16 protein-coding genes, 3 tRNA genes and 1 rRNA gene are annotated in these 20,944 nt (G+C 60.6%); 10 read left to right on the top strand and 10 right to left on the bottom strand.

Translation table 11 applies throughout. From position 1 onward, the window contains the following. Positions 1-42: 42 nt before the first annotated feature. From hflX to nadC, 4 genes are all read right to left on the bottom strand, one after another. Positions 43-1,383 carry a GTPase HflX gene (gene hflX, locus CEW83_RS07515; protein ID WP_108948791.1) on the bottom strand — a complete coding sequence of 447 codons (1,341 nt, stop codon included), beginning with the start codon at positions 1,381-1,383 and terminating at the stop codon, positions 43-45. 107 nt (positions 1,384-1,490) lie between these two features. Further along, positions 1,491-1,709 (bottom strand): zf-HC2 domain-containing protein, encoded by a 219-nt coding sequence (locus CEW83_RS07510; RefSeq protein WP_108948790.1) that lies wholly within the window; start codon positions 1,707-1,709, stop codon positions 1,491-1,493. Next, positions 1,703-2,332: a sigma-70 family RNA polymerase sigma factor gene (locus CEW83_RS07505; RefSeq protein WP_108948789.1), complete on the bottom strand. Its 630-nt coding sequence runs from the start codon at positions 2,330-2,332 to the stop codon at positions 1,703-1,705. Before CEW83_RS07505 ends, CEW83_RS07510 begins: the two co-directional genes overlap by 7 nt. Positions 2,333-2,478: 146 nt before the next feature. Further along, positions 2,479-3,324 (bottom strand): carboxylating nicotinate-nucleotide diphosphorylase, encoded by an 846-nt coding sequence (nadC, locus tag CEW83_RS07500; RefSeq protein ID WP_108948788.1) that lies wholly within the window; start codon positions 3,322-3,324, stop codon positions 2,479-2,481. An 87-nt stretch (positions 3,325-3,411) separates the two neighbouring features. On the opposite strand from nadC, the gene CEW83_RS07495 reads away from it, so the two are divergent. Continuing rightward, positions 3,412-4,302 carry a DMT family transporter gene (locus tag CEW83_RS07495; RefSeq protein WP_108948787.1) on the top strand — a complete coding sequence of 297 codons (891 nt, stop codon included), beginning with the start codon at positions 3,412-3,414 and terminating at the stop codon, positions 4,300-4,302. A 30-nt stretch (positions 4,303-4,332) separates the two neighbouring features. Here CEW83_RS07495 and CEW83_RS07490 read toward each other — a convergent pair whose 3' ends face one another. From CEW83_RS07490 to CEW83_RS07470, 5 genes are all read right to left on the bottom strand, one after another. Continuing rightward, entirely contained in the window at positions 4,333-5,226 is an 894-nt protein-coding gene (locus CEW83_RS07490; RefSeq protein ID WP_108948786.1) for a DMT family transporter, read from the bottom strand. Positions 5,227-5,239: 13 nt separating this feature from the next. Beyond that, a complete protein-coding gene (locus CEW83_RS07485) occupies positions 5,240-6,748 on the bottom strand; it encodes an NAD(P)H-hydrate dehydratase (RefSeq protein WP_108948785.1) in 1,509 nt (502 codons plus the stop codon). Between the two features lie 192 nt (positions 6,749-6,940). Then, positions 6,941-8,470 (bottom strand): SpoVR family protein, encoded by a 1,530-nt coding sequence (locus CEW83_RS07480; protein WP_108948784.1) that lies wholly within the window; start codon positions 8,468-8,470, stop codon positions 6,941-6,943. Next, positions 8,467-9,735 (bottom strand): YeaH/YhbH family protein, encoded by a 1,269-nt coding sequence (locus CEW83_RS07475; RefSeq protein WP_108948783.1) that lies wholly within the window; start codon positions 9,733-9,735, stop codon positions 8,467-8,469. Before CEW83_RS07475 ends, CEW83_RS07480 begins: the two co-directional genes overlap by 4 nt. Before the next feature lie 80 nt (positions 9,736-9,815). Continuing rightward, positions 9,816-11,738 (bottom strand): PrkA family serine protein kinase, encoded by a 1,923-nt coding sequence (locus CEW83_RS07470; RefSeq protein ID WP_108948782.1) that lies wholly within the window; start codon positions 11,736-11,738, stop codon positions 9,816-9,818. A gap of 334 nt (positions 11,739-12,072) precedes the next feature. Here CEW83_RS07470 and tig point away from each other — a divergent pair, with 334 nt between their 5' ends. The 6 genes from tig (at position 12,073) to CEW83_RS07440 (ending at position 18,399) form a co-directional block, all read left to right on the top strand. After that, positions 12,073-13,377, top strand: a complete 1,305-nt coding sequence (gene tig, locus CEW83_RS07465; RefSeq protein ID WP_108948781.1) for a trigger factor — start codon at positions 12,073-12,075, stop codon at positions 13,375-13,377. Positions 13,378-13,396: 19 nt separating this feature from the next. Then, positions 13,397-14,035: an ATP-dependent Clp endopeptidase proteolytic subunit ClpP gene (clpP, locus tag CEW83_RS07460; RefSeq protein ID WP_108948780.1), complete on the top strand. Its 639-nt coding sequence runs from the start codon at positions 13,397-13,399 to the stop codon at positions 14,033-14,035. Between the two features lie 16 nt (positions 14,036-14,051). Next, a complete protein-coding gene (clpX, locus tag CEW83_RS07455) occupies positions 14,052-15,320 on the top strand; it encodes an ATP-dependent Clp protease ATP-binding subunit ClpX (RefSeq protein ID WP_108948779.1) in 1,269 nt (422 codons plus the stop codon). 76 nt (positions 15,321-15,396) lie between these two features. Next, complete coding sequence (gene lon / locus CEW83_RS07450) at positions 15,397-17,811, top strand: endopeptidase La (protein ID WP_108948778.1); 2,415 nt, start codon at positions 15,397-15,399, stop codon at positions 17,809-17,811. Between the two features lie 198 nt (positions 17,812-18,009). Next, on the top strand, positions 18,010-18,282 hold the full coding sequence (locus tag CEW83_RS07445; RefSeq protein WP_108951260.1) for an HU family DNA-binding protein: 273 nt from the start codon (positions 18,010-18,012) through the stop codon (positions 18,280-18,282). A 41-nt stretch (positions 18,283-18,323) separates the two neighbouring features. Beyond that, a tRNA-Val gene (locus CEW83_RS07440) sits at positions 18,324-18,399 on the top strand. A 143-nt stretch (positions 18,400-18,542) separates the two neighbouring features. On the opposite strand, the gene CEW83_RS21005 is transcribed toward CEW83_RS07440, so the two are convergent. After that, positions 18,543-18,779 (bottom strand): hypothetical protein, encoded by a 237-nt coding sequence (locus CEW83_RS21005; RefSeq protein WP_159099408.1) that lies wholly within the window; start codon positions 18,777-18,779, stop codon positions 18,543-18,545. Positions 18,780-18,861: 82 nt separating this feature from the next. On the opposite strand from CEW83_RS21005, the gene CEW83_RS07435 reads away from it, so the two are divergent. From CEW83_RS07435 to CEW83_RS07425, 3 genes are all read left to right on the top strand, one after another. Then, a 16S ribosomal RNA gene (locus CEW83_RS07435) occupies positions 18,862-20,399 on the top strand. 70 nt (positions 20,400-20,469) lie between these two features. Next, a tRNA-Ile gene (locus tag CEW83_RS07430) sits at positions 20,470-20,546 on the top strand. A gap of 27 nt (positions 20,547-20,573) precedes the next feature. Next, positions 20,574-20,649 (top strand) — tRNA-Ala (locus tag CEW83_RS07425). Positions 20,650-20,944: the final 295 nt, after the last annotated feature.

Raw genomic sequence — 20,944 nt, 5'->3', positions numbered from 1 at the left:
AGCGTATTCGTCGGGGCGGCGCCTGGCGCCGCGTGAGCGCGCCTACTGCGCCTGTGCGAACTGTTCACTCAGGTGTTGCACGGCATCGCGCTCGCCGCGGATGCGCAGGAAGGCGCCGTTGTCGTCGGCGCGTTCGCCCAGCAGTTCGCAGTTTGCGTAGATCTTTCCGCGCAGCTGCTGCGCCGACCACGGCAGGAACAGCTCTGCCTCGATCAGGCCCTGCTGGAAAAAGGCGACGATCTGCGCACGCAGGCTGGCGACCTCGTGCGGGCGGCGCGCGCTCATCACCACACATGACGGGTACTTTGCCCGCAACGCCGCTTCGCATTCGGCCTGCGCGGCTTCGTCGCCGACGTGGTCGATCTTGTTGAATACGCGCAGCTTAGGCACGTCCTCTGCGCCGATCTCGGCCAGAACCTTGTCGGTGACCTCGAGCTGGCGCTCGAAGCCGGGGTCGCTGGCGTCGATGACGTGCAGCAGCAGCGCGGCGTCGAGCGCTTCATCGAGCGTGGACTTGAACGACGCGACAAGCCCGTGCGGCAGGTTCTTGATGAACCCCACCGTGTCGCTGACGAGTACGCGGGGCGTGCTGTCCGGGTAGAGCGTGCGTACCGTGGTGTCCAGCGTGGCAAAGAGTTTGTTCGCGACCAGCACCTCGCTGCCGGTAAGTGCGCGCATCAGCGTGGATTTTCCGGCGTTGGTGTAGCCGACGAGCGCCACGCCCGCGAGCCCCTGCCTACCCTGGCGCCGCGCGCGCTGGGTCTTGCGCTCGGCTTCCATGGCAACGATCTCGAGTTGCAGCTCGGCAATGCGGTCACGGATCTTGCGCCGGTCCAGTTCGGTGTGCGACTCGCCCGCGCCACGGCCGCCCGAGCCGCTGCGCTGGCGCCCCTGCGGGCCGGCCAGCTTGGCCGCTTCGCGCAGACGCGGCGCCATGTAGCCAAGGCGCGCGATCTCGACCTGCGCGCGGGCCGCGCGCGAGCGCGCATTGCGATGGAAAATCTCAAGGATGACCATGGTGCGGTCCATCACTTCGCAGCCCACTTCCTTTTCAAGGTTGCGAGCCTGCGACGGCGAGATCTCGTGGTCGACCAGGATGGCATCGATGAAGTCACCATCGGCATCGGCATCGGCGCTGTCGTCAGCGGGCAGCCTGTTGCTGACGAAGACGCTGATTTCCTGACGCTTTCCGGCGCCCAGATAGGCTGTGGTGTCGAAGCCGGTACGCTTCTGCACAAAGCTGTGCACCACCTTGAACCCCAGCGTTTTTGCCAGTTCGCGGAGCTCGGCCAGCGAAGCCTCAAACTCGGCATCGCTCACGTTCGGCAACTGGACCGCTGCTACGACGGCGCACCTGAGCTTCTCTTTAACAACAGTTTGCATTCGGGGGGTACTTCTCTTGGAGGGCAAAGCAGGATGGTACCCGTCAATGCAAGGTGGCCGTGCGTAACAGGTGTATCAAATCAGCGACTGCGAGTCGGTCGCCGTGTTCACTCCGTCCTGGCAGGCGGTGTTGTATCGTCCTGTGCGCCGGTATCGCCGCTCGCGTAGCGCCGGGTCATGATGCGCAACTGCCGCATCTGTTCCTCGAAATTGGTGCAGCCCTTGCACATCATGATGTGCATGCGCAGCGACAGTCGCTCACGCAGGCTGAGGCCGCGGTCGAGTGCTTCCGAACTGAGCCGGGTGGCTTCCTTGCAGGTCAGCATGAGGGACAGTCTCCGGGGTTGAACCAGTTACCCTCGAGGCAGCCCCGCAGGCTGACGCGGGCGCGATACAGGATGACATGGCAGTTGTTGGAGGTGATCTCGAGTTCGGCGCAGATCTCCGGGGTTTCGAAACCCAGCATCTCGCGCATCATGAACACGCGGGCGATGTTCTCGGGCAGGCGGTCGAGGCAGGCTTCGAAAACCGCCCAGAACTGCTTGTTGTCGAGCGCCTCGTCGGGCGCGTTCCATTGCGCCGGGCGGGCCTGCTTCTGCCAGTGGCCGTTATCGCGGAACAGGCCGTCGAGCTTTTCGTCGTCGGAGGTGTCGTCGCTGCCGATCGATGAGATCGACACCGTGCGCGCGCCACGGCGCAGGATGTCGACGATCTTGTTGCGCAGGATGCTGAAGATCCATGTCTTCAGTGCGGCGCGGCCTTCGTGGCGGGCTGCGTTGATCAGGGCGGCCTCGATCGCTTCCTGCACGGCGTCTTCGGCCAGTGCGGCGTCACGCAGTTGCAACTGCGCAAAACGCAGCATGTCGCGCCGAAGCTCGGTCAGCAGGACCGGGTCGGCGAGCGCGTCTGCCGGCGATGTCGGGTGGGTGTTCGTTTGGGCACGCACCATGCGTGGTCTCCGGGGCCGGTTGGTCGGGCGATGCATGAAGCACGGCACGCTTCAGTGTTGTCGGCGGCAATTGCGCACGGGGGGCCCGCGCATGCGCCGCCGGTCATGAGTCGGTCCTGGCCGCCGATTCTTACACCCGGCCGCGATCAGGCCTCGATATGACGCAGCGACAGGTCGAGGGCGCGCACGTCCTTGGTCAGGCTGCCGATCGAGATGCGGTCTACGCCAGTCTCGGCGATTTCACGCACACGCTGCAGGTTCACCCCGCCCGAGGCTTCGAGTTCGGCACGTCCTGCGTTGATGGCCACCGCTTCACGCATGTCTTCCAGGCTCATGTTGTCGAGCAGGATCATGCCGACGCCGGCGTCGAGCGCGTCGCGCAGTTCGTCCAGACTCTCGACTTCCACTTCGATGAATACGTTCGACGGTGCGATGATGCGCGCCTGTTCAACGACTTCGCGAATTCCGCCGGCGGCGATGATGTGGTTTTCCTTGATCAGGATGCCATCGTACAGGCCGATGCGGTGATTGACGCCGCCACCGACTGCGACCGCGTATTTCTGCGCCAGACGCAGGCCGGGCAGGGTCTTGCGGGTATCGACGATGCTGGCGTTGGTGCCGGCGACGGCATCGACAAAGCTGCGGGTGACCGTTGCCGTGCCCGAGAGCAGCTGCAGAAAGTTCAGCGCGGTACGTTCGGCGGTCAGCAGCACGCGTGCGCGGGCCACCACTTCGCACAGTTCCTGGCCGGGTTCCACCCGGTCGCCATCCTTGACGTGCCATTTGACGGTGGCCGCCGGGCTCAGCGCGGCGAAGGCTGCATCAAACCATGCCGTGCCACAGATCACGGCGTCCTCGCGGGTGATCACGCGGCCGCGAGCCTCGGTCTGAGCGGGGACAAGACGGGCGGTAAGGTCGCCGGTGCCAATGTCTTCTGCCAGCGAGGCGGCAACACAGCGCTGGATTTCGACGCGAAGCTGTTCGGAGAGCATGATGAGAACCGGATTGAGTAGGCAGGGGCGAGATTCTAACATTGCGCACCGATGCACCTGCTGCGTCATTCAAGCTCTGGATGCTCCATGAAGCCACGCGACCTCGTCGAACTCTTTCTCCTTGCCGCAATCTGGGGCGGCTCATTCCTGCTGATGCGGGTTGCTGCGCCGGCCTTCGGGCCTTTCGCGCTCATCGAGCTGAGGGTGGGGCTGGCCGCGCTGGTGCTGATTCCGGTGCTGGCCATGCAGGGCGGTTTGCGCCAGTTGCTCTCGCGCTGGGCTGTGCTGCTGGTGGTTGGCCTGTGTGCGTCGGCTTTGCCATTTGTATTGTACGCATGGGCAACGCTGTCGGTGACGGCCGGTTTCGCATCCATCGTGAACGCGACCACGCCCATGTTTACCGCGCTGGTGGCGTGGGTCTGGCTCAAGGACAGGCTAAGTGCGCCAGCGCTTCTTGGCATGCTGGTCGGCGTGCTGGGCGTGGTGATCCTGGTCTGGGGCAAGGTTTCGTTCAAGGACGGCGGTTCGGGCTGGGCGGTGCTCGCCTGCCTCGGGGCCACGCTGTCCTACGGGGTCGCGGGAAACATGACCAAGCGTTATCTCTCAGGGGTGCCACCAATGGTGACTGCAACCGGGAGCCAGCTGTATGCCAGCCTGATTCTGCTGCCAATGGCGATCGCCTCGTGGCCGCAGGAGACGCCATCGGCATCGGTGTGGAGCGCCGCCGTGGTGCTTGCCGTGGTCTGCAGCGGGCTGGCCTACGTGCTGTTCTTTCGCCTGATGGAGCGGCTCGGCCCGACCCGTACCGTGAGCGTGACCTTCCTCATTCCGCTCTTTGGCATGCTGTGGGGTGCCGCATTCCTCAACGAGACGATTTCGCTGCGAATGCTGACCGGTTGTGCCGTGATTCTGCTCGGTACCGGGCTTGCGACCGGCGTGTTGAGCCGGCTGCGCATGCCGTGGCAGCGGATGAACTGAACCGGAGGGCTCGCAGCGGCGCGCCGATGTTCAGGTCTTGAGCCGGCCGGATGCGCGGCCGCGGCGGCTGTCGATGGCGATCATCACGCCGGCCGAGCCAATGGTGAGAATGCCGAGCAAGGCGATTTCATCGGGAATGTGGCCGAAGAACAGCCAGCCGATCAACATCGCCCAGATCAGCTGTACATACAGTATTGGCGACAGTACCGAGGCAGGGGCGTCGCGAAACGCCCGGATAAGGAGGAAGTGTCCGCTGCCGCCATAGATGCCGAGCGAAGCGACCAGCAAAGCGTCTTTCAGGCCCGGGATCGGCCCGCCCCAGATCCAGGGCAGGGCGAGCGTCATTGCCACGGTACCGATCAGCGCCGTATAGAACAGCATCGTGACCGGGTTTTCGGTCGGTGTGAGCTGTCGGGTGAGGATCTGGTACAGGGCGTACGACATCGCGCCACCGAGTGCGAGTGCGATGCCTTCCGCGACCAGGCCACTTCCCGGTCGCGCGATCAGCAGCACACCAACGAAGCCGACGATCACCGCGACCCAGCGCATGACCCCGATCTGCTCACCCAGCAGCGGGCGGGCGAGCAGGGTGACGATCAGCGGCGCGGCAAAGACGATGGCGGTGGTCTCTGCCAGCGGCATGCGCGACAGCGCGGCCATCCCGAAAAATGTGGTGCCGAGCAGGCAAAGTGCGCGGGCGACCTGTCGCGTCGGGCGGGTGGTGCTGATCAGGCGCAGCCGCATCGACGGCGCGAGAAAGATCACCATCAGCAGGAAATGTACGCTGTAGCGCGACCACACCAGCATCGGCACCGGATAGGTCTGCGCGAGATGCTTGGCGGTGGAGTCGAGCAGGACGAAGAGCAGCAGGGCGCCGAGCAGCAACAGGACACTGCGGGCCAGAACGGGGGTAGGGGGCGTCATGCGGGGCGGTCGCTCAGTGGCGTTCGCGCGCGGCTTCGACCATCCATCCGTTGAAGACACCTCGTGCGGCGTCGATGACCTCGCTTGCGGTCAGTCCGACCGGGCCGACACCTTCGCGTGCCAGACGGTCGGCGGCTGCGCCGTGGAGGTGTACCGACGCAATCAGCGCGGGTTCGGCTGGCCAGCCCTGCGCGAGCAGGCTCAGGGCAAGCCCGCTGAGGACGTCGCCCATGCCCGCCGTGGCCATGCCGGGATGCCCGGTGTTGTTGATGAACCAGCGCCCGTCCGGGGTGGCAATGATGCTGCCGGCGCCCTTGAGCACGACCAGCGACCTGTACTTGCGGGCCAGTGCAAGCGCGGCCGCGAGTCGATCGTGCTGGACTTCCTGGGTCGTGATGCCGAGCAGGCGGGCGCCTTCTGCCGGGTGTGGCGTGAGCAGGGTAATGCCGTCGCGTTCGCTCAGCGTCTTGCCCAGCGTCTCGTCACCGGACACGATATTGAGCGCATCGGCGTCGAGCAGCAGGGGGCAGTCGGATTCGATCGCTGCGCTCAGCAGTTTGCGCGCATCGGTGTCCGTGCCCAGACCGGGGCCGGCGGCGAGCGCAGTGAGATGGTCGGGCAGGGCGGCTGCTCCGCGCAGCATCAGTTCGGGATGGCTGGTATCTACCGTGGGTGCGCCCGGGTCGAGCAAACCGACGAAGACCCGCCCGGCACCGAGCATCAGCGCAGCACGTCCGGCAAGCAGCGCCGCGCCCGCCATGCCATTGGCGCCACCGAGCACGCCGGCGTCGCCATACAGGCCCTTGTGGGTGTTGCGCGGACGCGCGGTCAGGCGGTCGCGGAACAGGCTGGTGCGGATATGGAAACCCATGGTCGGCACCCAGGCCGGTGCGTCGATCTCGATGCGCTGAACCGAGATCTCGCCGCAGTGGTCGGGCCCGTCCAGGGTCAGCAGGCCGGGCTTGAGCGCGATGAAGGTCGTGGTGTGGGTTGCGCGAAAGCAGGGGCCGAGCGGACGGCCGGTGTCGGCATCGAGCCCGCTGGGGACGTCGAGCGCCATGCGCGGCACACGTTGTGCGTTGAGGGTGTTGATCCAGGTCGCGAAGCGGCCTTCGGGTGGACGCTTGAGGCCGATGCCGAAAATTGCATCGACCACCAGTGCCCAGCCGTTGGCCGGTGCCGAGGGCAGGTCGGAGACCGTGCTGCCGCCTGCCAGTATGAAATCGGCATGCGCCTTGGCGGCTTCGGGCGGCAGGGAGCCCGGCTGGTTGGCGAAAGCGACGATCACTTCGCGTCCGGCCTGCCGCAACTGGCGCGCCATCACGAAGCCGTCGCCGCCGTTGTTGCCCGGGCCGCAGGCAATCAGGATGGCGCCGGGGCGGTCCATGATCAGGCGCACGGCATCTTCCGCTGCGGCGCGGCCAGCCCGCTCCATGAGCGGCGGACGGGCGCTCGGGATCAGCTTGCGCTCGATCTCCCGGATGGCGGAGACAGGGTAGATGGGTTGTGCGGAAGTGAACATGTTCGGGCTTTCTGCAAAGTGACCCCCGATTCTAAGGGCGGCAGCTTCGGTGTGCGCTCATTTTGTTGCGTCACGCCGGTCGTAGGGCGTCCGGTCTGCCCCGGACCAGGCGCGAACGCCCCTTGCCGCGTGCGAGGAAAGGCGCTCGTCGCAACGACATGGGGCAGACGCTGGTGCTCCGCGAGGGCGGGTCTAGTTGCCGGCCTTGCGCTTTTCCAGCCGGGTTTCGTGCAGGAGTTCGACTTCGCCGGCGTCGTTCGCAGACTCGAGCCGCACGGTGAAGCCCCACAGGCGGGCAATATGCTTCACGACTTCCTCCGCGTTCTCTGCCAGCGGCCGGCCCTGCCAGCGCTGGTGGCGCAGGGTGAGCGAGCGGTCGCCACGCAGGTCGACATTCCAGACCTGGATGTTGGGCTCGCGGCTGCCAAGGTTGTAGTGCTCTGACAGGATTTCGCGCACGTGTCGGAAGCCGGCGTCGTCGTGGATGGCAGAAACCTTGAGCTTGTCTTCCCGTTCGTCGTCGAAGATCGCAAACATGCGGAAGTCGCGCATGACCTTTGGCGACAGATATTGCGCAACGAAACTTTCGTCCTTGAAGTTGTGCATCGCGAAGTCGAAGGTCTCCCGCCAGTCGCTGCCCGCAATGTCGGGAAACCACCGGCGGTCCTCGTCGGTGGGGTGTTCGCAGATGCGACGGATGTCGGTCCACATGGCGAAGCCGAGCGCGTACGGGTTGATGCCGTTGTACCAGCGGACGTTATACGGCGGCTGATAGACGACATTGGTGTGCGACTGCAGGAATTCGAGCATGAAGCTGTCGGCGAGCAGGCCTTCGTCGTACAGCGTGTTGAGCAGGGTGTAGTGCCAGTAGGTTGCCCAGCCCTCGTTCATGACCTGCGTCTGGCGCTGGGGGAAGAAGTACTGCGCAATCTTGCGTACGATACGCACGACCTCGCGCTGCCAGGGTTCGAGCAGGGGCGCGTTCTTCTCGATGAAGTAGAGCAGGTTCTCTTCGGGCTCTTCCGGGAAGCGGCGTTCCTTGCGGCCGTCGCTGCGCACGTCGTGGGCCGGCAGCGTACGCCACAGGTCGTTGACCTGGGTCTGCAGGTATTCCTCGCGCTCGTCCTGACGCAGCTTTTCCTTTGCCATCGAGAGCTTGGGCGGGCGCTTGTAGCGGTCGACCCCGAGATTCATGAGCGCGTGGCAGGAGTCGAGCAACAGTTCCACGTCTTCCACGCCGTGGCGCTCTTCACACTGGGCGATGTAGTTCCGCGCAAAGATCAGGTAGTCGATGATCGCGTCCGCATTGGTCCAGGTGCGGAACAGGTAGTTGCCCTTGAAGAAGCTGTTGTGGCCGTACGCGGCGTGGGCAATCACCAGTCCCTGCATTGGCAGGGTGTTTTCCTCCATCAGGTAGGCAATGCAGGGGTTGGAGTTGATGACGATTTCGTATGCCAGGCCCATCTGGCCGCGACGGTACCCTTTCTCGGTGCTCAGGAACTGCTTGCCGAACGACCAGTGGTGATAATTGACCGGCATGCCGACCGAGGCGTAGGCATCCATCATCTGTTCGGCGGTGATGACTTCGATCTGCACCGGATAGGTATCCAGGCCATAGTCTTTGGCGACGCGGGCGATCTCGGTGTGGTAGCGCTCGATGCTCTCGAAGCTCCATTCCGAACCTGCGGGCAGGGGGATGCGTTTCTTGAGGGCAGGTTTCATGCGAGGCTCTTCTTGAAAAGTTCGCGGAAAACCGGATAGATGTCCGCCGGCGACTCGATGCGCTGCATGGCGAAGTTCTTGCTGCTGGCGTGCAGCTTTTCGTACTCGCGCCACAGATTCTGGGGTTCGCCCGGGGTGATCTCGATGTAGGCGAAGTACTGGCACCACGGCAGGATCTCGTCGTCGAGAATCCTGCGGCAGATGGGCGAATCGTTGTCCCAGTTGTCGCCGTCCGATGCCTGGGCGCCATAGATGTTCCACTGACCGCCTGCGTAGCGCTCGCGAATGATGTCGCGCATCAGCTCGAGCGCGCTCGACACCACCGTGCCGCCGGATTCACGTGAGTGGAAGAACTCGTCCTCGTCGGTTTCCTTGGCAATGGTGTGGTGCCGGATGAAGACCACCTCGATGTGCTCGTACGTTCGATTGAGGAAGAGGTAGAGCAGCATGAAGAAGCGCTTTGCCGTGGCTTTCTTCTCCTCGTCCATCGACCCCGACACGTCCATCACGCAGAACATGACCGCCTGGGTCGTGGGTTGCGGAATCCTGATGCGGTTGTTGTAACGCAGATCGAAGCTGTCGATGAAGGGGATCGCATCGATGCGCGCCCGCAGTTTGCCAAGCTCCTCGCGCAACTCGCGCACGCGATCGCTGTCTTCCCCCTGCTCGGCGATGGCCTCGTCGAGCTCCTGCTGCAGTTCGCGATAACGCGCCCGATAGGGCGAGCCCAGCGCCAGGCGACGTCCCAGCGCGCCGCGCATGGAGCGCACAATGTTGATGTTGGCCGGCACCCCGCTCGACGTAAAACCGGCGCGCTGTGACTTGAAGTCGGTGACCCGAGAGAGCTGGGTGCGAACCAGGTTGGGGAGCGCGAGGTCATCAAAGAAAATGTCGAGAAATTCGTCGCGCGAGAGCTGGAAGACGAAATCGTCTTCGCTCTCACCGTCGTTCCCGGCCTTGCCCCCACCGCCAGAGCCGCCGGCGCCGCCCTGCGGGCGCCTGATCTGGTCTCCGCTGGAAAACTGGTCGTTACCGGGGAACACCTGCTCCCAGATTCCGCCCTTTCCATTCTGGAAATGAGGTTCGGACAGATCCTTGGTCGGAATGGAAACGCTTTCGCCGTTATCCAGGTCGCGAATGGAGCGGCCATCTATTGCGTCGGATACTGCGCGCCGAATCTGCTGCTTGAATCGGCGGACGAAACGCTGGCGATTAACTGCACTTTTCTTCTTGCTGTCGAAGCGCCGATCGATGATGCGGACCATGCCTTCCTCCGTGGTGGCCCATGACAAACCCGCTGCCGGTGAGTGCCGGCTGCGTGGTTCGCAATGGTGCGTTCAGGCGTTCAGGACGACTTCCGTACGCGCAGATACCACTCGCATAGCAGGCGCACCTGTTTCTCGGTATAGCCCTTTTCGATCATGCGATTGACGAAGTTCTGGTGCTTCTTCTGCTCATCGGCACTGGCCTTGGCGTTGAAGCTGATGACCGGCAGCAGGTCCTCGGTGTTGGAGAACATCTTCTTCTCGATGACCGCGCGCAGTTTCTCGTAGGAGGTCCAGCTCGGGTTGGCGCCTTCGTTCTTCGCTCGCGCGCGGAGCACGAAGTTGACCACCTCGTTGCGGAAGTCCTTCGGGTTGCTGATGCCGGCCGGCTTCTCGATCTTTTCGAGTTCCTCGTTGAGCGCCGAGCGGTCAAGGATCTCGCCGGTGTTCGGATCGCGGAATTCCTGATCCTGGATCCAGAAGTCGGCGTAGATCACATAGCGATCGAAAATGTTCTGGCCGTACTCGGAGTAGCTTTCGAGGTAGGCGGTCTGGATCTCCTTGCCGATGAACTCGGCGTAGCGCGGTGCAAGAAACTCCTTGATGAAGCCGAGGTAACGGGACTCGTTTTCCGGGGGGTACTGCTCCTGCTCGATCTGCTGCTCGAGGACATACATCAGGTGCACCGGGTTCGCCGCCACCTCGCGGTGGTCGAAGTTGAACACCCGTGACAGCACCTTGAACGCGAAGCGTGTGGACAAGCCGGTCATGCCTTCGTCGACGCCTGCGTAGTCGCGGTACTCCTGGAAGCTCTTGGCCTTGGGGTCGGTGTCCTTGAGGTTTTCGCCGTCATAGACCCGCATCTTGGAATAGATGCTCGAGTTTTCCGGCTCCTTGAGGCGGGACAGCACGGAGAACTGGGCGAGCATCTTCAGGGTGTCGGGGGCGCAGGGCGCTTCCCACAGGGAGCTGTTCGCCAGCAGCTTCTCGTAAATGCGGATTTCGTCCGACAGGCGCAGGCAGTAGGGCACCTTGACGGTATAGATACGGTCGAGGAAGGCCTCGTTGTTCTTGTTGTTCTTGAACGCTGTCCATTCGGACTCGTTCGAGTGCGCCATCACGATGCCGTCGAAGGGAATCGCACCGAAGCCTTCCGTACCCTTGTAGTTGCCTTCCTGAGTGGCGGTGAGGAGGGGGTGGAGCACCTTGATCGGCGCCTTGAACATCTCGACGAACTCGAGCATGCCGCGGTTGGCCAGACACAGACCGCCGGAGTAGCTGTACGCATCCGGGTCGTCCTGCGAATATTGCTCCAGTTTGCGGATATCGATCTTGCCGACCAGCGAGGAGATGTCCTGGTTGTTCTCGTCGCCAGGTTCGGTCTTGGCGACTGCGACCTGGCGCAGCACCGAGGGCGTGAGCTTGACCACCCGGAACTTGGTGATGTCGCCGCCGTATTCATGCAGGCGCTTGACCGCCCACGGGCTCATGATGGTGCCGAGGTAGCGCCGGGGGATGCTGTAGTCGTCCTCAAGGATGTGACCGTCTTCCTCAACGTTGAACAGGCCGAGAGGGGATTCATTTACCGGCGACCCCTTGATCGCATAGAAGGGGACGTGTTCGATCAGGGTCTTGAGCTTTTCCGCCAGCGAAGACTTGCCGCCGCCGACCGGGCCAAGCAGGTAGAGGATCTGCTTCTTCTCCTCCAGCCCCTGTGCCGCATGCCGGAAGTAGGAGACGATGTGCTCGATGACCTCTTCCATGCCGTAGAAGTCGCGAAACGCCGGATAGAGCTTGAGCACCTTGTTGGAAAAGATGCGAGACAGACGCGGGTCAAGTCGGGTGTCGACCAGTTCGGGTTCTCCGATCGCCATCAACATGCGCTCGGCCGCCGTTGCGTAGGCCGCTCGGTCGCGGCTGCACAGTTCCAGATACTCCTGGATCGACATTTCGTCTTCGCGGGCCGCTTCGAATCGGGCTTGGTAAGCGTTGAAGATGCTCATCGGGACGTCTCCTTGTCGATTGGGTCGTACTGACCCGACTCAATTCCGTCGGTTGCTACCTGGCATTAATCCTGCTTTTCTCGATCTGTTGCAAGCAGCATGCTCATACCTGAGAGGCCACGGTACCTTGCGAGTTCCGCCTGTGAGCGTGCATTTTTTCACTGTTCCACGTGCATTCTGACCCTTTACGGGCGCTGGAAGGAAGGCCGGGCCCCTGTGTTAGAATCTTCGTTTTATTTGGAACAAGTCGGCCACACCGTCCACCTGATTGTAGGAAAGCACTCAGGGCGGAATGCTCGGCCGGCGGTATTTTTGACTTCTCAGGATTGATTGAATGCAGACCAACCAGGAAACCCCGAGCTCGCTGGAGCGCCGTATCGATATGTCCGTCGCCATGGCGGAGATCAATAAGGAAGTCGAAGCGCGTCTCAAGAAGATGGCTCGCACCGTAAAAATGCCTGGTTTCCGCCCGGGCAAGGTGCCGATGAAGATTGTTGCCCAGACTTACGAGCCGCAAGCGCGCTCCGAAGCCATTGGTGCTGCAGTAGAAAAAGCGTTTGGCAATGCCGTGCGCGAGCAGAATCTGCGTGTGGCAGGTTATCCGCGCATCGAGCCCAAGGAAGCATCGAGCGCAGACGCTCTCGAGTTCAGCGCGGTATTCGAGGTTTATCCGGAAGTGGTTTCGGGCGACCTGAGCACGCAGACGATCGAGCGCCCCGCTCTGGAAGTGGGCGACGCCGAAGTCGACAAGACCATCGACGTGCTGCGCAAGCAGCGCACTTCCTTCGAGCTGGCCGATCGCGCCGCTGCCGAAGGTGATCGCGTGGTGATCGATTTTGCCGGTCGCAAGGATGGTGAGCTGTTCGACGGCGGCCAGGCTGAGGACTTCCCCTTCGTCATCGGCGCAGGTTCGATGCTCAAGGATTTCGAAACGGCTGTTACCGGTCTGAAGTCGGGTGAAGCCAAGACCTTCGACATGACCTTCCCTGAGGACTACCACGCCAAGCATCTGGCCGGTCAGACCGTTCAGTTCGAGGTCAAGGTGAAGAAGGTTGAAGCACCGGTGCTGCCGGCGGTCGACAGCGACTTCGCCAAGGCGCTGGGTGTTGCCGATGGTGATGTCAGCAAGCTGCGTGACGAAGTCCGTACCAACCTGACCCGCGAGGTGAAGCGTCGTATTCAGGCCAAGGTCAAGGAACAGGTCATGAACGCCCTGATCGAAGTGACGCCGATCGAGGTGCCCAAGGCACTCGTCGAGGCGGAGTCGAGCCAGCTGGCCGAGAACGCCAAGCGCGACCTCGAAGCGCGCGGCATGCAGACCAAGGACATTCCGGTCGAGCCGGCATGGTTCGCAGACCAGGCCGTGCGTCGGGTCAAGTTGGGGCTGATCATGGCCGAGCTGGTCAAGACCAAGGAACTGCACGCCAAACCTGAGCAGGTTCGCACGCTGGTTGAAGAGATGGCCGAGAGTTACGAAGATCCATCCGAACTGGTACGCTGGTATTACGCACAGCCGGATCGTCTGGCACAAGCTGAAGCCGTGGTGATCGAGGACAACGTCGTGGCTTGGGTGGCTTCGCAGGCCCAGACCACCGACAAGCCGGTCGCTTTTGATGAATTGATGGGCAACGCGGCCTGAGGTCGCGAGAGAGCGAGTAATGATGAACGGAACACCCCAGCACAGCAGTGAATGGAACCCGATGGGTCTTGGCCTGGTTCCAATGGTTGTCGAGCAGAGTGGGCGCGGCGAACGCGCCTATGACATCTATTCGCGCCTTCTGAAGGAGCGGGTGGTGTTCCTCGTCGGTCCGGTCAATGACACGACGGCCAACGTGATCGTTGCTCAGTTGCTTTTCCTTGAGTCGGAAAATCCGGACAAGGACATCTATTTTTATATCAACTCCCCCGGCGGTTCGGTGACGGCCGGCATGGCGATTTACGACACCATGCAGTTCATCAAGCCGAACGTCAGCACGCTGTGCATCGGGCAGGCCGCCAGCATGGGCGCGTTCCTGCTTGCTGCAGGCGAAAAGGGCAAGCGCTTCACGCTGCCCAATTCGCGCGTGATGATCCATCAGCCGCTGGGTGGATTTCAGGGCCAGGCCTCGGATATCGAGATCCATGCACGCGAGATCCTGTTCCTGCGGGCGCGTCTGAACGAGATGCTCTCCAAGCACACGGGGCAGCCGCTTGAGCAGATCGAGAAGGACACGGATCGCGACAATTTCATGTCGGCGACGAAAGCCGTCGAATATGGCCTCGTAGACAAGGTGCTCACCAGCCGCGCCGATACCTGAACCAGGAGAACAGATCATGTCGGAAAAGAAGACGGGCGGCGAAAAGCTGCTGTACTGCTCGTTTTGTGGCAAAAGTCAGCACGAAGTGCGCAAGCTGATCGCCGGTCCATCCGTCTTCATTTGCGACGAATGCATCGAGTTGTGCAACGACATCATCCGCGAAGAGATCGCGGGCGATGCCGGCGGCGAGAACGTCAAGGGCTCACTGCCCACACCGCAGGAAATCTGCGACATCCTGGATCAGTACGTGATTGGCCAGTCCAAGGCCAAGCGCAACCTGTCGGTGGCGGTGTACAACCACTACAAGCGCCTGCGTCACCTGAGCGACAGCAAGGACGAGGTTGAGCTCTCCAAGAGCAACATCCTGCTCATCGGCCCCACGGGTTCAGGCAAGACGCTGCTCGCGCAGACCCTCGCGCGGCTGCTCAACGTCCCCTTCGTGATGGCCGATGCCACCACCCTGACGGAAGCCGGCTATGTCGGCGAGGACGTAGAGAACATCATTCAGAAGCTGCTGCAGAAGTGTGACTACGACGTCGACAAGGCGCAGCAGGGTATCGTCTATATCGACGAGATCGACAAGATTTCGCGCAAGTCGGACAACCCGTCCATCACCCGTGACGTTTCGGGCGAAGGCGTGCAGCAGGCGCTGCTGAAGCTGGTGGAAGGGACGGTCGCATCGATTCCCCCCCAGGGCGGGCGCAAGCATCCGAACCAGGATTTCGTCCAGGTCGATACGACCAACGTGCTGTTCATCTGTGGCGGCGCGTTCGATGGCCTGGAGAAGGTCATCCGCAATCGTACCGAGAAGGTCGGGATTGGCTTCGGTGCCGAGGTCAAGAGCAACGAGTCCAGAAGCGTCACCGAGACTTTCCGCCAGGTCGAACCCGAGGATCTGATCAAGTTTGGTCTGATCCCCGAGCTCATCGGTCGTCTGCCGGTGGTTGCGACCTTGCAGGAACTTGACGAAGAAGCGCTGATCAAAATCCTGATTGAACCGAAGAATGCGCTGGTCAAGCAATACCAGAAGCTGTTTTCGATGGAAGGCGTCGAGCTCGAGATTCGTTCTGCAGCCTTGCATGCCGTGGCGCGCAAGGCAATCCGGCGCAAGACGGGTGCTCGTGGTCTTCGCTCCATTCTCGAGGCGGCGTTGCTCGACATCATGTACGACCTGCCTACGCTCGAGGGTGTCAGCAAGGTCGTCATCGACGAGGGCACGATCGAGGAGGGCGCCAAGCCACTGCTGATCTATGCTGATCAGCAAAAGGTTTCCGGCTCGAACTGACGCCCGACAACCCGCCACTTGAATTCCCGGGTCGCGCCCACATATGGGTGTGACCCTTTTCGGAAGGAATATATAAATGTCGGGTCCTGCTGACCTCCCCAACGAGCAAATGGAACTGCCGCTGCTGCCGCTGCGCGACGTAGTGGTGTTTCCGCACATGGTCATCCCGCTCTTCGTGGGGCGTCCGAAATCGATCAAGGCGCTCGAGAACGCGATGGAGGCGGGCAAGAGCATTCTGCTCGTCGCCCAGAAATCGGCCGCGAAGGACGAGCCCTCAATCGAAGACCTCTACGATATCGGCTGCGTCGCCAATATCCTTCAAATGCTCAAGCTGCCCGACGGCACCATCAAGGTGCTTGTGGAAGGGCTGCAGCGCGCGCGCATCGATTCTGTGGACGATCTGCGTCATCTGTTCGTGGCCAAGGCCACCCCGGTGCCGCTGTCCGAGGTCGACAACACTGAAGTCGAGGCCATGCGCCGGGCAATCATTGCCCAGTTCGACCAGTACGTGAAACTGAACAAGAAGATTCCGCCCGAGATTCTTACGTCTCTGGCCGGTATTGACGAGCCGGGCCGCCTGGCCGACACCATTGCCGCACACCTGCCGCTCAAGCTCGAGCAGAAGCAGGAAGTGCTGGAGATGTTCGACGTCAACGAGCGGCTCGACAAGCTGCTGTCACAGCTCGAAACCGAGCTCGATATCCTCCAGGTGGAAAAGCGCATCCGCGGTCGCGTCAAGCGCCAGATGGAGAAGAGTCAGCGCGAGTATTACCTGAACGAGCAGGTCAAGGCGATTCAGAAGGAACTCGGGGAAGGCGAGGAAGGTGCCGATCTCGAGGAGATGGACAAGAAGATCAAGGCCGCCGGCATGCCCAAGGAGGCGCTTGCAAAGGCCCAGGCAGAGTTCAAAAAGCTGCGCCTGATGTCGCCGATGTCTGCAGAAGCCACCGTGGTGCGCAACTACATCGACATCATGATCGGCCTGCCATGGAAGAAGAAGTCGCGTGTCAGCAAGGACCTCGGAGAAGCCGAAAAGGTGCTCGACCGTGATCACTATGGCCTTGAGCGCGTGAAGGAACGCATCCTTGAGTATCTTGCCGTGCAACAGCGCGTGGACAAGGTCAAGGCGCCGATCCTGTGCCTGGTCGGTCCTCCGGGTGTGGGCAAGACCTCGCTCGGGCAGTCGATCGCGAAAGCGACCAATCGCAAGTTCGTGCGCATGGCGCTCGGCGGCGTGCGCGATGAGGCGGAGATTCGTGGTCACCGTCGCACCTACATCGGTTCGATGCCGGGCAAGATCCTGCAGAACATGAACAAGGTCGGGGTAAAGAACCCGCTGTTCCTGCTCGATGAAGTCGACAAGCTGGGCATGGACTTTCGTGGCGATCCGTCGTCGGCGCTGCTTGAGGTGCTGGATCCGGAGCAGAACCACACCTTCCAGGATCACTACGTCGAGGTCGATTTCGATCTGTCGGACGTGATGTTCGTGGCGACTGCCAATACGCTCAACATTCCCGCACCTTTGCTCGACCGCATGGAAGTGATTCGCCTCTCCGGTTACACCGAAGACGAAAAGGTGAACATTGCGCTGCGCTACCTGCTGCCGAAGCAGATGAAGAACAACGGTCTCAAGGCTGAAGAGCTGTCGGTGACCGAAGAGGCGCTGCGCGACGTGTGCCGCTATTACACCCGCGAAGCCGGTGTGCGCAGTATGGAGCGCGAGATCTCCAAGATCTGCCGTAAGGTCGTGAAGGCACTGGTGCTGCGCTCGCGCAGCAGCAAGATCGTGGTGAATGCCAAGAACCTCGACAAGTACCTTGGCGTGCGCAAGTACAGCTTCGGGATCGCCGAGAAGCAGAATCAGGTGGGTCAGGTGACCGGCCTCGCATGGACTGAAGTCGGCGGCGAGTTGCTGACGGTCGAAGCCGTCGTGCTGCCTGGCAAGGGCAAGGTGATGACGACCGGCAAGCTCGGCGAAGTCATGCAGGAGTCCATTCAGGCTGCGCTGTCGGTCGTACGCAAGCGCGCCCGTTCGCTGGGTATTGAAGACGACTTCTATCAGAAGAGCGACATCCATATCCACCTGCCGGAAGGCGCCATCCCCAAGGATGGGCCATCGGCTGGCAGTGCGATCACCACGGCGCTGGTCTCGGTGCTCACGGGCATTCCGGTCTGTTGTGACGTAGCCATGACGGGCGAAATCACCCTGAGGGGCGAAGTGCTTCCGATTGGGGGGCTGAAGGAAAAGCTCCTTGCAGCCGTCCGCGGCGGTATCGGCCGGGCACTGATCCCTGAAGAGAACGTCAAGGATCTGGTCGAGATTCCGGACAACATCAAGAACGCGATCGAGATCATTCCGGTGAAATGGATTGATCAGGTTCTTGAGCTTGCCCTCGAACGCAATCCGACGCCGCTTCCGGACACGCCTCCGACTGCCGTGAAGCCGGCGGACGAGACGCCTGCATCGACGAAGGGTTTGCGAGCACACTGATCTTCTGTTCTGCTGCACCCCCACGAGGCGCACTGATAGCTGCGAAAGCACGCTGCAGTGCGCCTTGACACTGTGGAATCGCACACGCTATAAAGACCTCAGATTATGCAGGACGACAGAGAGGGCGCCGGAAGACACGTCTTCTCTGGGTTTGGCCAGGTTATTTCTATCGCGTTCCACACCAGAAGGGGGCTAGAAGTGAACAAATCCGAACTGATCGACGCAATTGCCAAAAATGCCGATATTTCCAAGGCTGCGGCAGGCAAGGCGCTCGACGCGACAATCGATTCCGTAAAGCAGGCACTCAAGCAAGACGATACCGTTACCCTCGTCGGTTTCGGAACCTTCTATGTGGGAGACCGCGCTGCACGAACTGGCCGAAATCCTCGCACCGGTAAGAACATCAAGATCAAGGCAGCAAAAGTTCCTAAATTTAGGGCTGGAAAAGGTTTGAAGGATTCGGTAAACTAGCGGACTTCACTGAGCAGACAGCACCTTCGCTGCTCCAGTGCGGGTGCTTAGCTCAGTTGGTAGAGCGTCGCCCTTACAAGGCGAATGTCGGCGGTTCGACCCCGTCAGCACCCACCAGTAGATTTCAGGGAAAGTCAGCTGCCTGCAGCTGACTTTTTCTTTTCTGGAATGTTCGGCCAGGTCTGGATGGATGGCTTGTTTCAACAATCTGAAATTTAGTTGTTGACGAGCATTCTGAGGTGTCTATAATGCGCACCTCTTCACCGCGAAACGCGATTGGCGAAACGGGGTGATGGCAGGAAAGCAGTTGTTTTTGCAGGTATTTTTGAAGCGGATTTCTGTTTTTGTTGTTTCGGTGGTTTTGAAATAAAACGAAGACAGGGGTTGACGAGATAAGTTAAGTTGATCATAATCTCGCTTCTCTGCTGCAGGAACTGCAGCGGTTCTTTAAAAAATTGAACAATCGATAAGTGTGGGTGCTTGATCGCTGTGGCCATGAAACTGCTTAGGCAGTTTTGAGTTTCACAAAGATTAGGTGCTCATATGTCAGTAAAATGATTTTGAGTACTTTGTAGGATTAAACTTAAGAGTTTGATCCTGGCTCAGATTGAACGCTGGCGGCATGCTTTACACATGCAAGTCGAACGGCAGCGGGGGTGCTTGCACCTGCCGGCGAGTGGCGAACGGGTGAGTAATGCATCGGAACATGCCCAGTCATGGGGGATAACTACGCGAAAGCGTAGCTAATACCGCATACGCCCTGAGGGGGAAAGTGGGGGATCTTAGGACCTCACGTGATTGGAGTGGCCGATGTCAGATTAGCTAGTTGGTGAGGTAAAGGCTCACCAAGGCGACGATCTGTAGCGGGTCTGAGAGGATGATCCGCCACACTGGGACTGAGACACGGCCCAGACTCCTACGGGAGGCAGCAGTGGGGAATTTTGGACAATGGGCGCAAGCCTGATCCAGCCATGCCGCGTGAGTGAAGAAGGCCTTCGGGTTGTAAAGCTCTTTCGCAAGGGAAGAAAACGGCAAGGCTAATATCTTTGTCGGATGACGGTACCTTGACAAGAAGCACCGGCTAACTACGTGCCAGCAGCCGCGGTAATACGTAGGGTGCGAGCGTTAATCGGAATTACTGGGCGTAAAGCGTGCGCAGGCGGTTTTGTAAGACAGATGTGAAATCCCCGGGCTTAACCTGGGAACTGCGTTTGTGACTGCAAGGCTAGAGTACGGCAGAGGGGGGTGGAATTCCACGTGTAGCAGTGAAATGCGTAGATATGTGGAGGAACACCGATGGCGAAGGCAGCCCCCTGGGCCTGTACTGACGCTCATGCACGAAAGCGTGGGGAGCAAACAGGATTAGATACCCTGGTAGTCCACGCCCTAAACGATGTCAACTAGTTGTTCGGAGAGGTAACTTTCTGAGTAACGCAGCTAACGCGTGAAGTTGACCGCCTGGGGAGTACGGCCGCAAGGTTAAAACTCAAAGGAATTGACGGGGACCCGCACAAGCGGTGGATGATGTGGATTAATTCGATGCAACGCGAAAAACCTTACCTACCCTTGACATGTCTGGAACTTGTGAGAGATCACTTGGTGCCTTCGGGAGCCAGAACACAGGTGCTGCATGGCTGTCGTCAGCTCGTGTCGTGAGATGTTGGGTTAAGTCCCGCAACGAGCGCAACCCTTGTCATTAGTTGCCATCATTTAGTTGGGCACTCTAATGAGACTGCCGGTGACAAACCGGAGGAAGGTGGGGATGACGTCAAGTCCTCATGGCCCTTATGGGTAGGGCTTCACACGTCATACAATGGTCGGTACAGAGGGTTGCCAAGCCGCGAGGTGGAGCTAATCTCTTAAAGCCGATCGTAGTCCGGATCGTAGTCTGCAACTCGACTACGTGAAGTCGGAATCGCTAGTAATCGCAGATCAGCATGCTGCGGTGAATACGTTCCCGGGTCTTGTACACACCGCCCGTCACACCATGGGAGTGGGTTTCACCAGAAGTAGGTAGCTTAACCTTCGGGGGGGCGCTTACCACGGTGAGATTCATGACTGGGGTGAAGTCGTAACAAGGTAGCCGTATCGGAAGGTGCGGCTGGATCACCTCCTTTCAAGAGAAAGGTCGCAGTGGTCAAGTATCCACAACTTATCGGTTGTTCAAGCGAAGAGCCTCGAGTGTGAGGGTCTGTAGCTCAGCTGGTTAGAGCACCGTCTTGATAAGGCGGGGGTCGTTGGTTCGAACCCAACCAGACCCACCAAACTATCGAAGGTGCGTTGGTCAGAATGGGGCTTTAGCTCAGCTGGGAGAGCGGCGGCTTTGCAAGCCGTAGGTCGTCGGTTCGATCCCGACAAGCTCCACCAGTATCTGATGCAAACCAGACGCTGGTCAGACAGTGGTCAGACACACAACGAGGTTCGAGAAGTCAGTCATGCATGGCCAGGAAAGCTTCTGGTGTTTATGCCTGACTTCTCGGGAAGGTCAAACTTCTCGATTGGCTCGCTCTTTAACAAAGTGGAAGAAGTATATATATGTGCAGCGTATCAGTAGATGCGTTGCACGGGTAGCGTGATTGCATTGAATCTCGCGTGCTGTGTCAGCGGCGCGACGAGGTTCGCACAAACGAGTTCGACCTGTGACCGGATCTTTGGGTAACCG

Source organism: Parazoarcus communis (genome assembly GCF_003111645.1).
Taxonomy (GTDB): domain Bacteria; phylum Pseudomonadota; class Gammaproteobacteria; order Burkholderiales; family Rhodocyclaceae; genus Parazoarcus; species Parazoarcus communis_A.
Note: the sequence above shows the minus strand (reverse complement) of the source record. Positions and strands in the feature narration are given on the sequence as shown.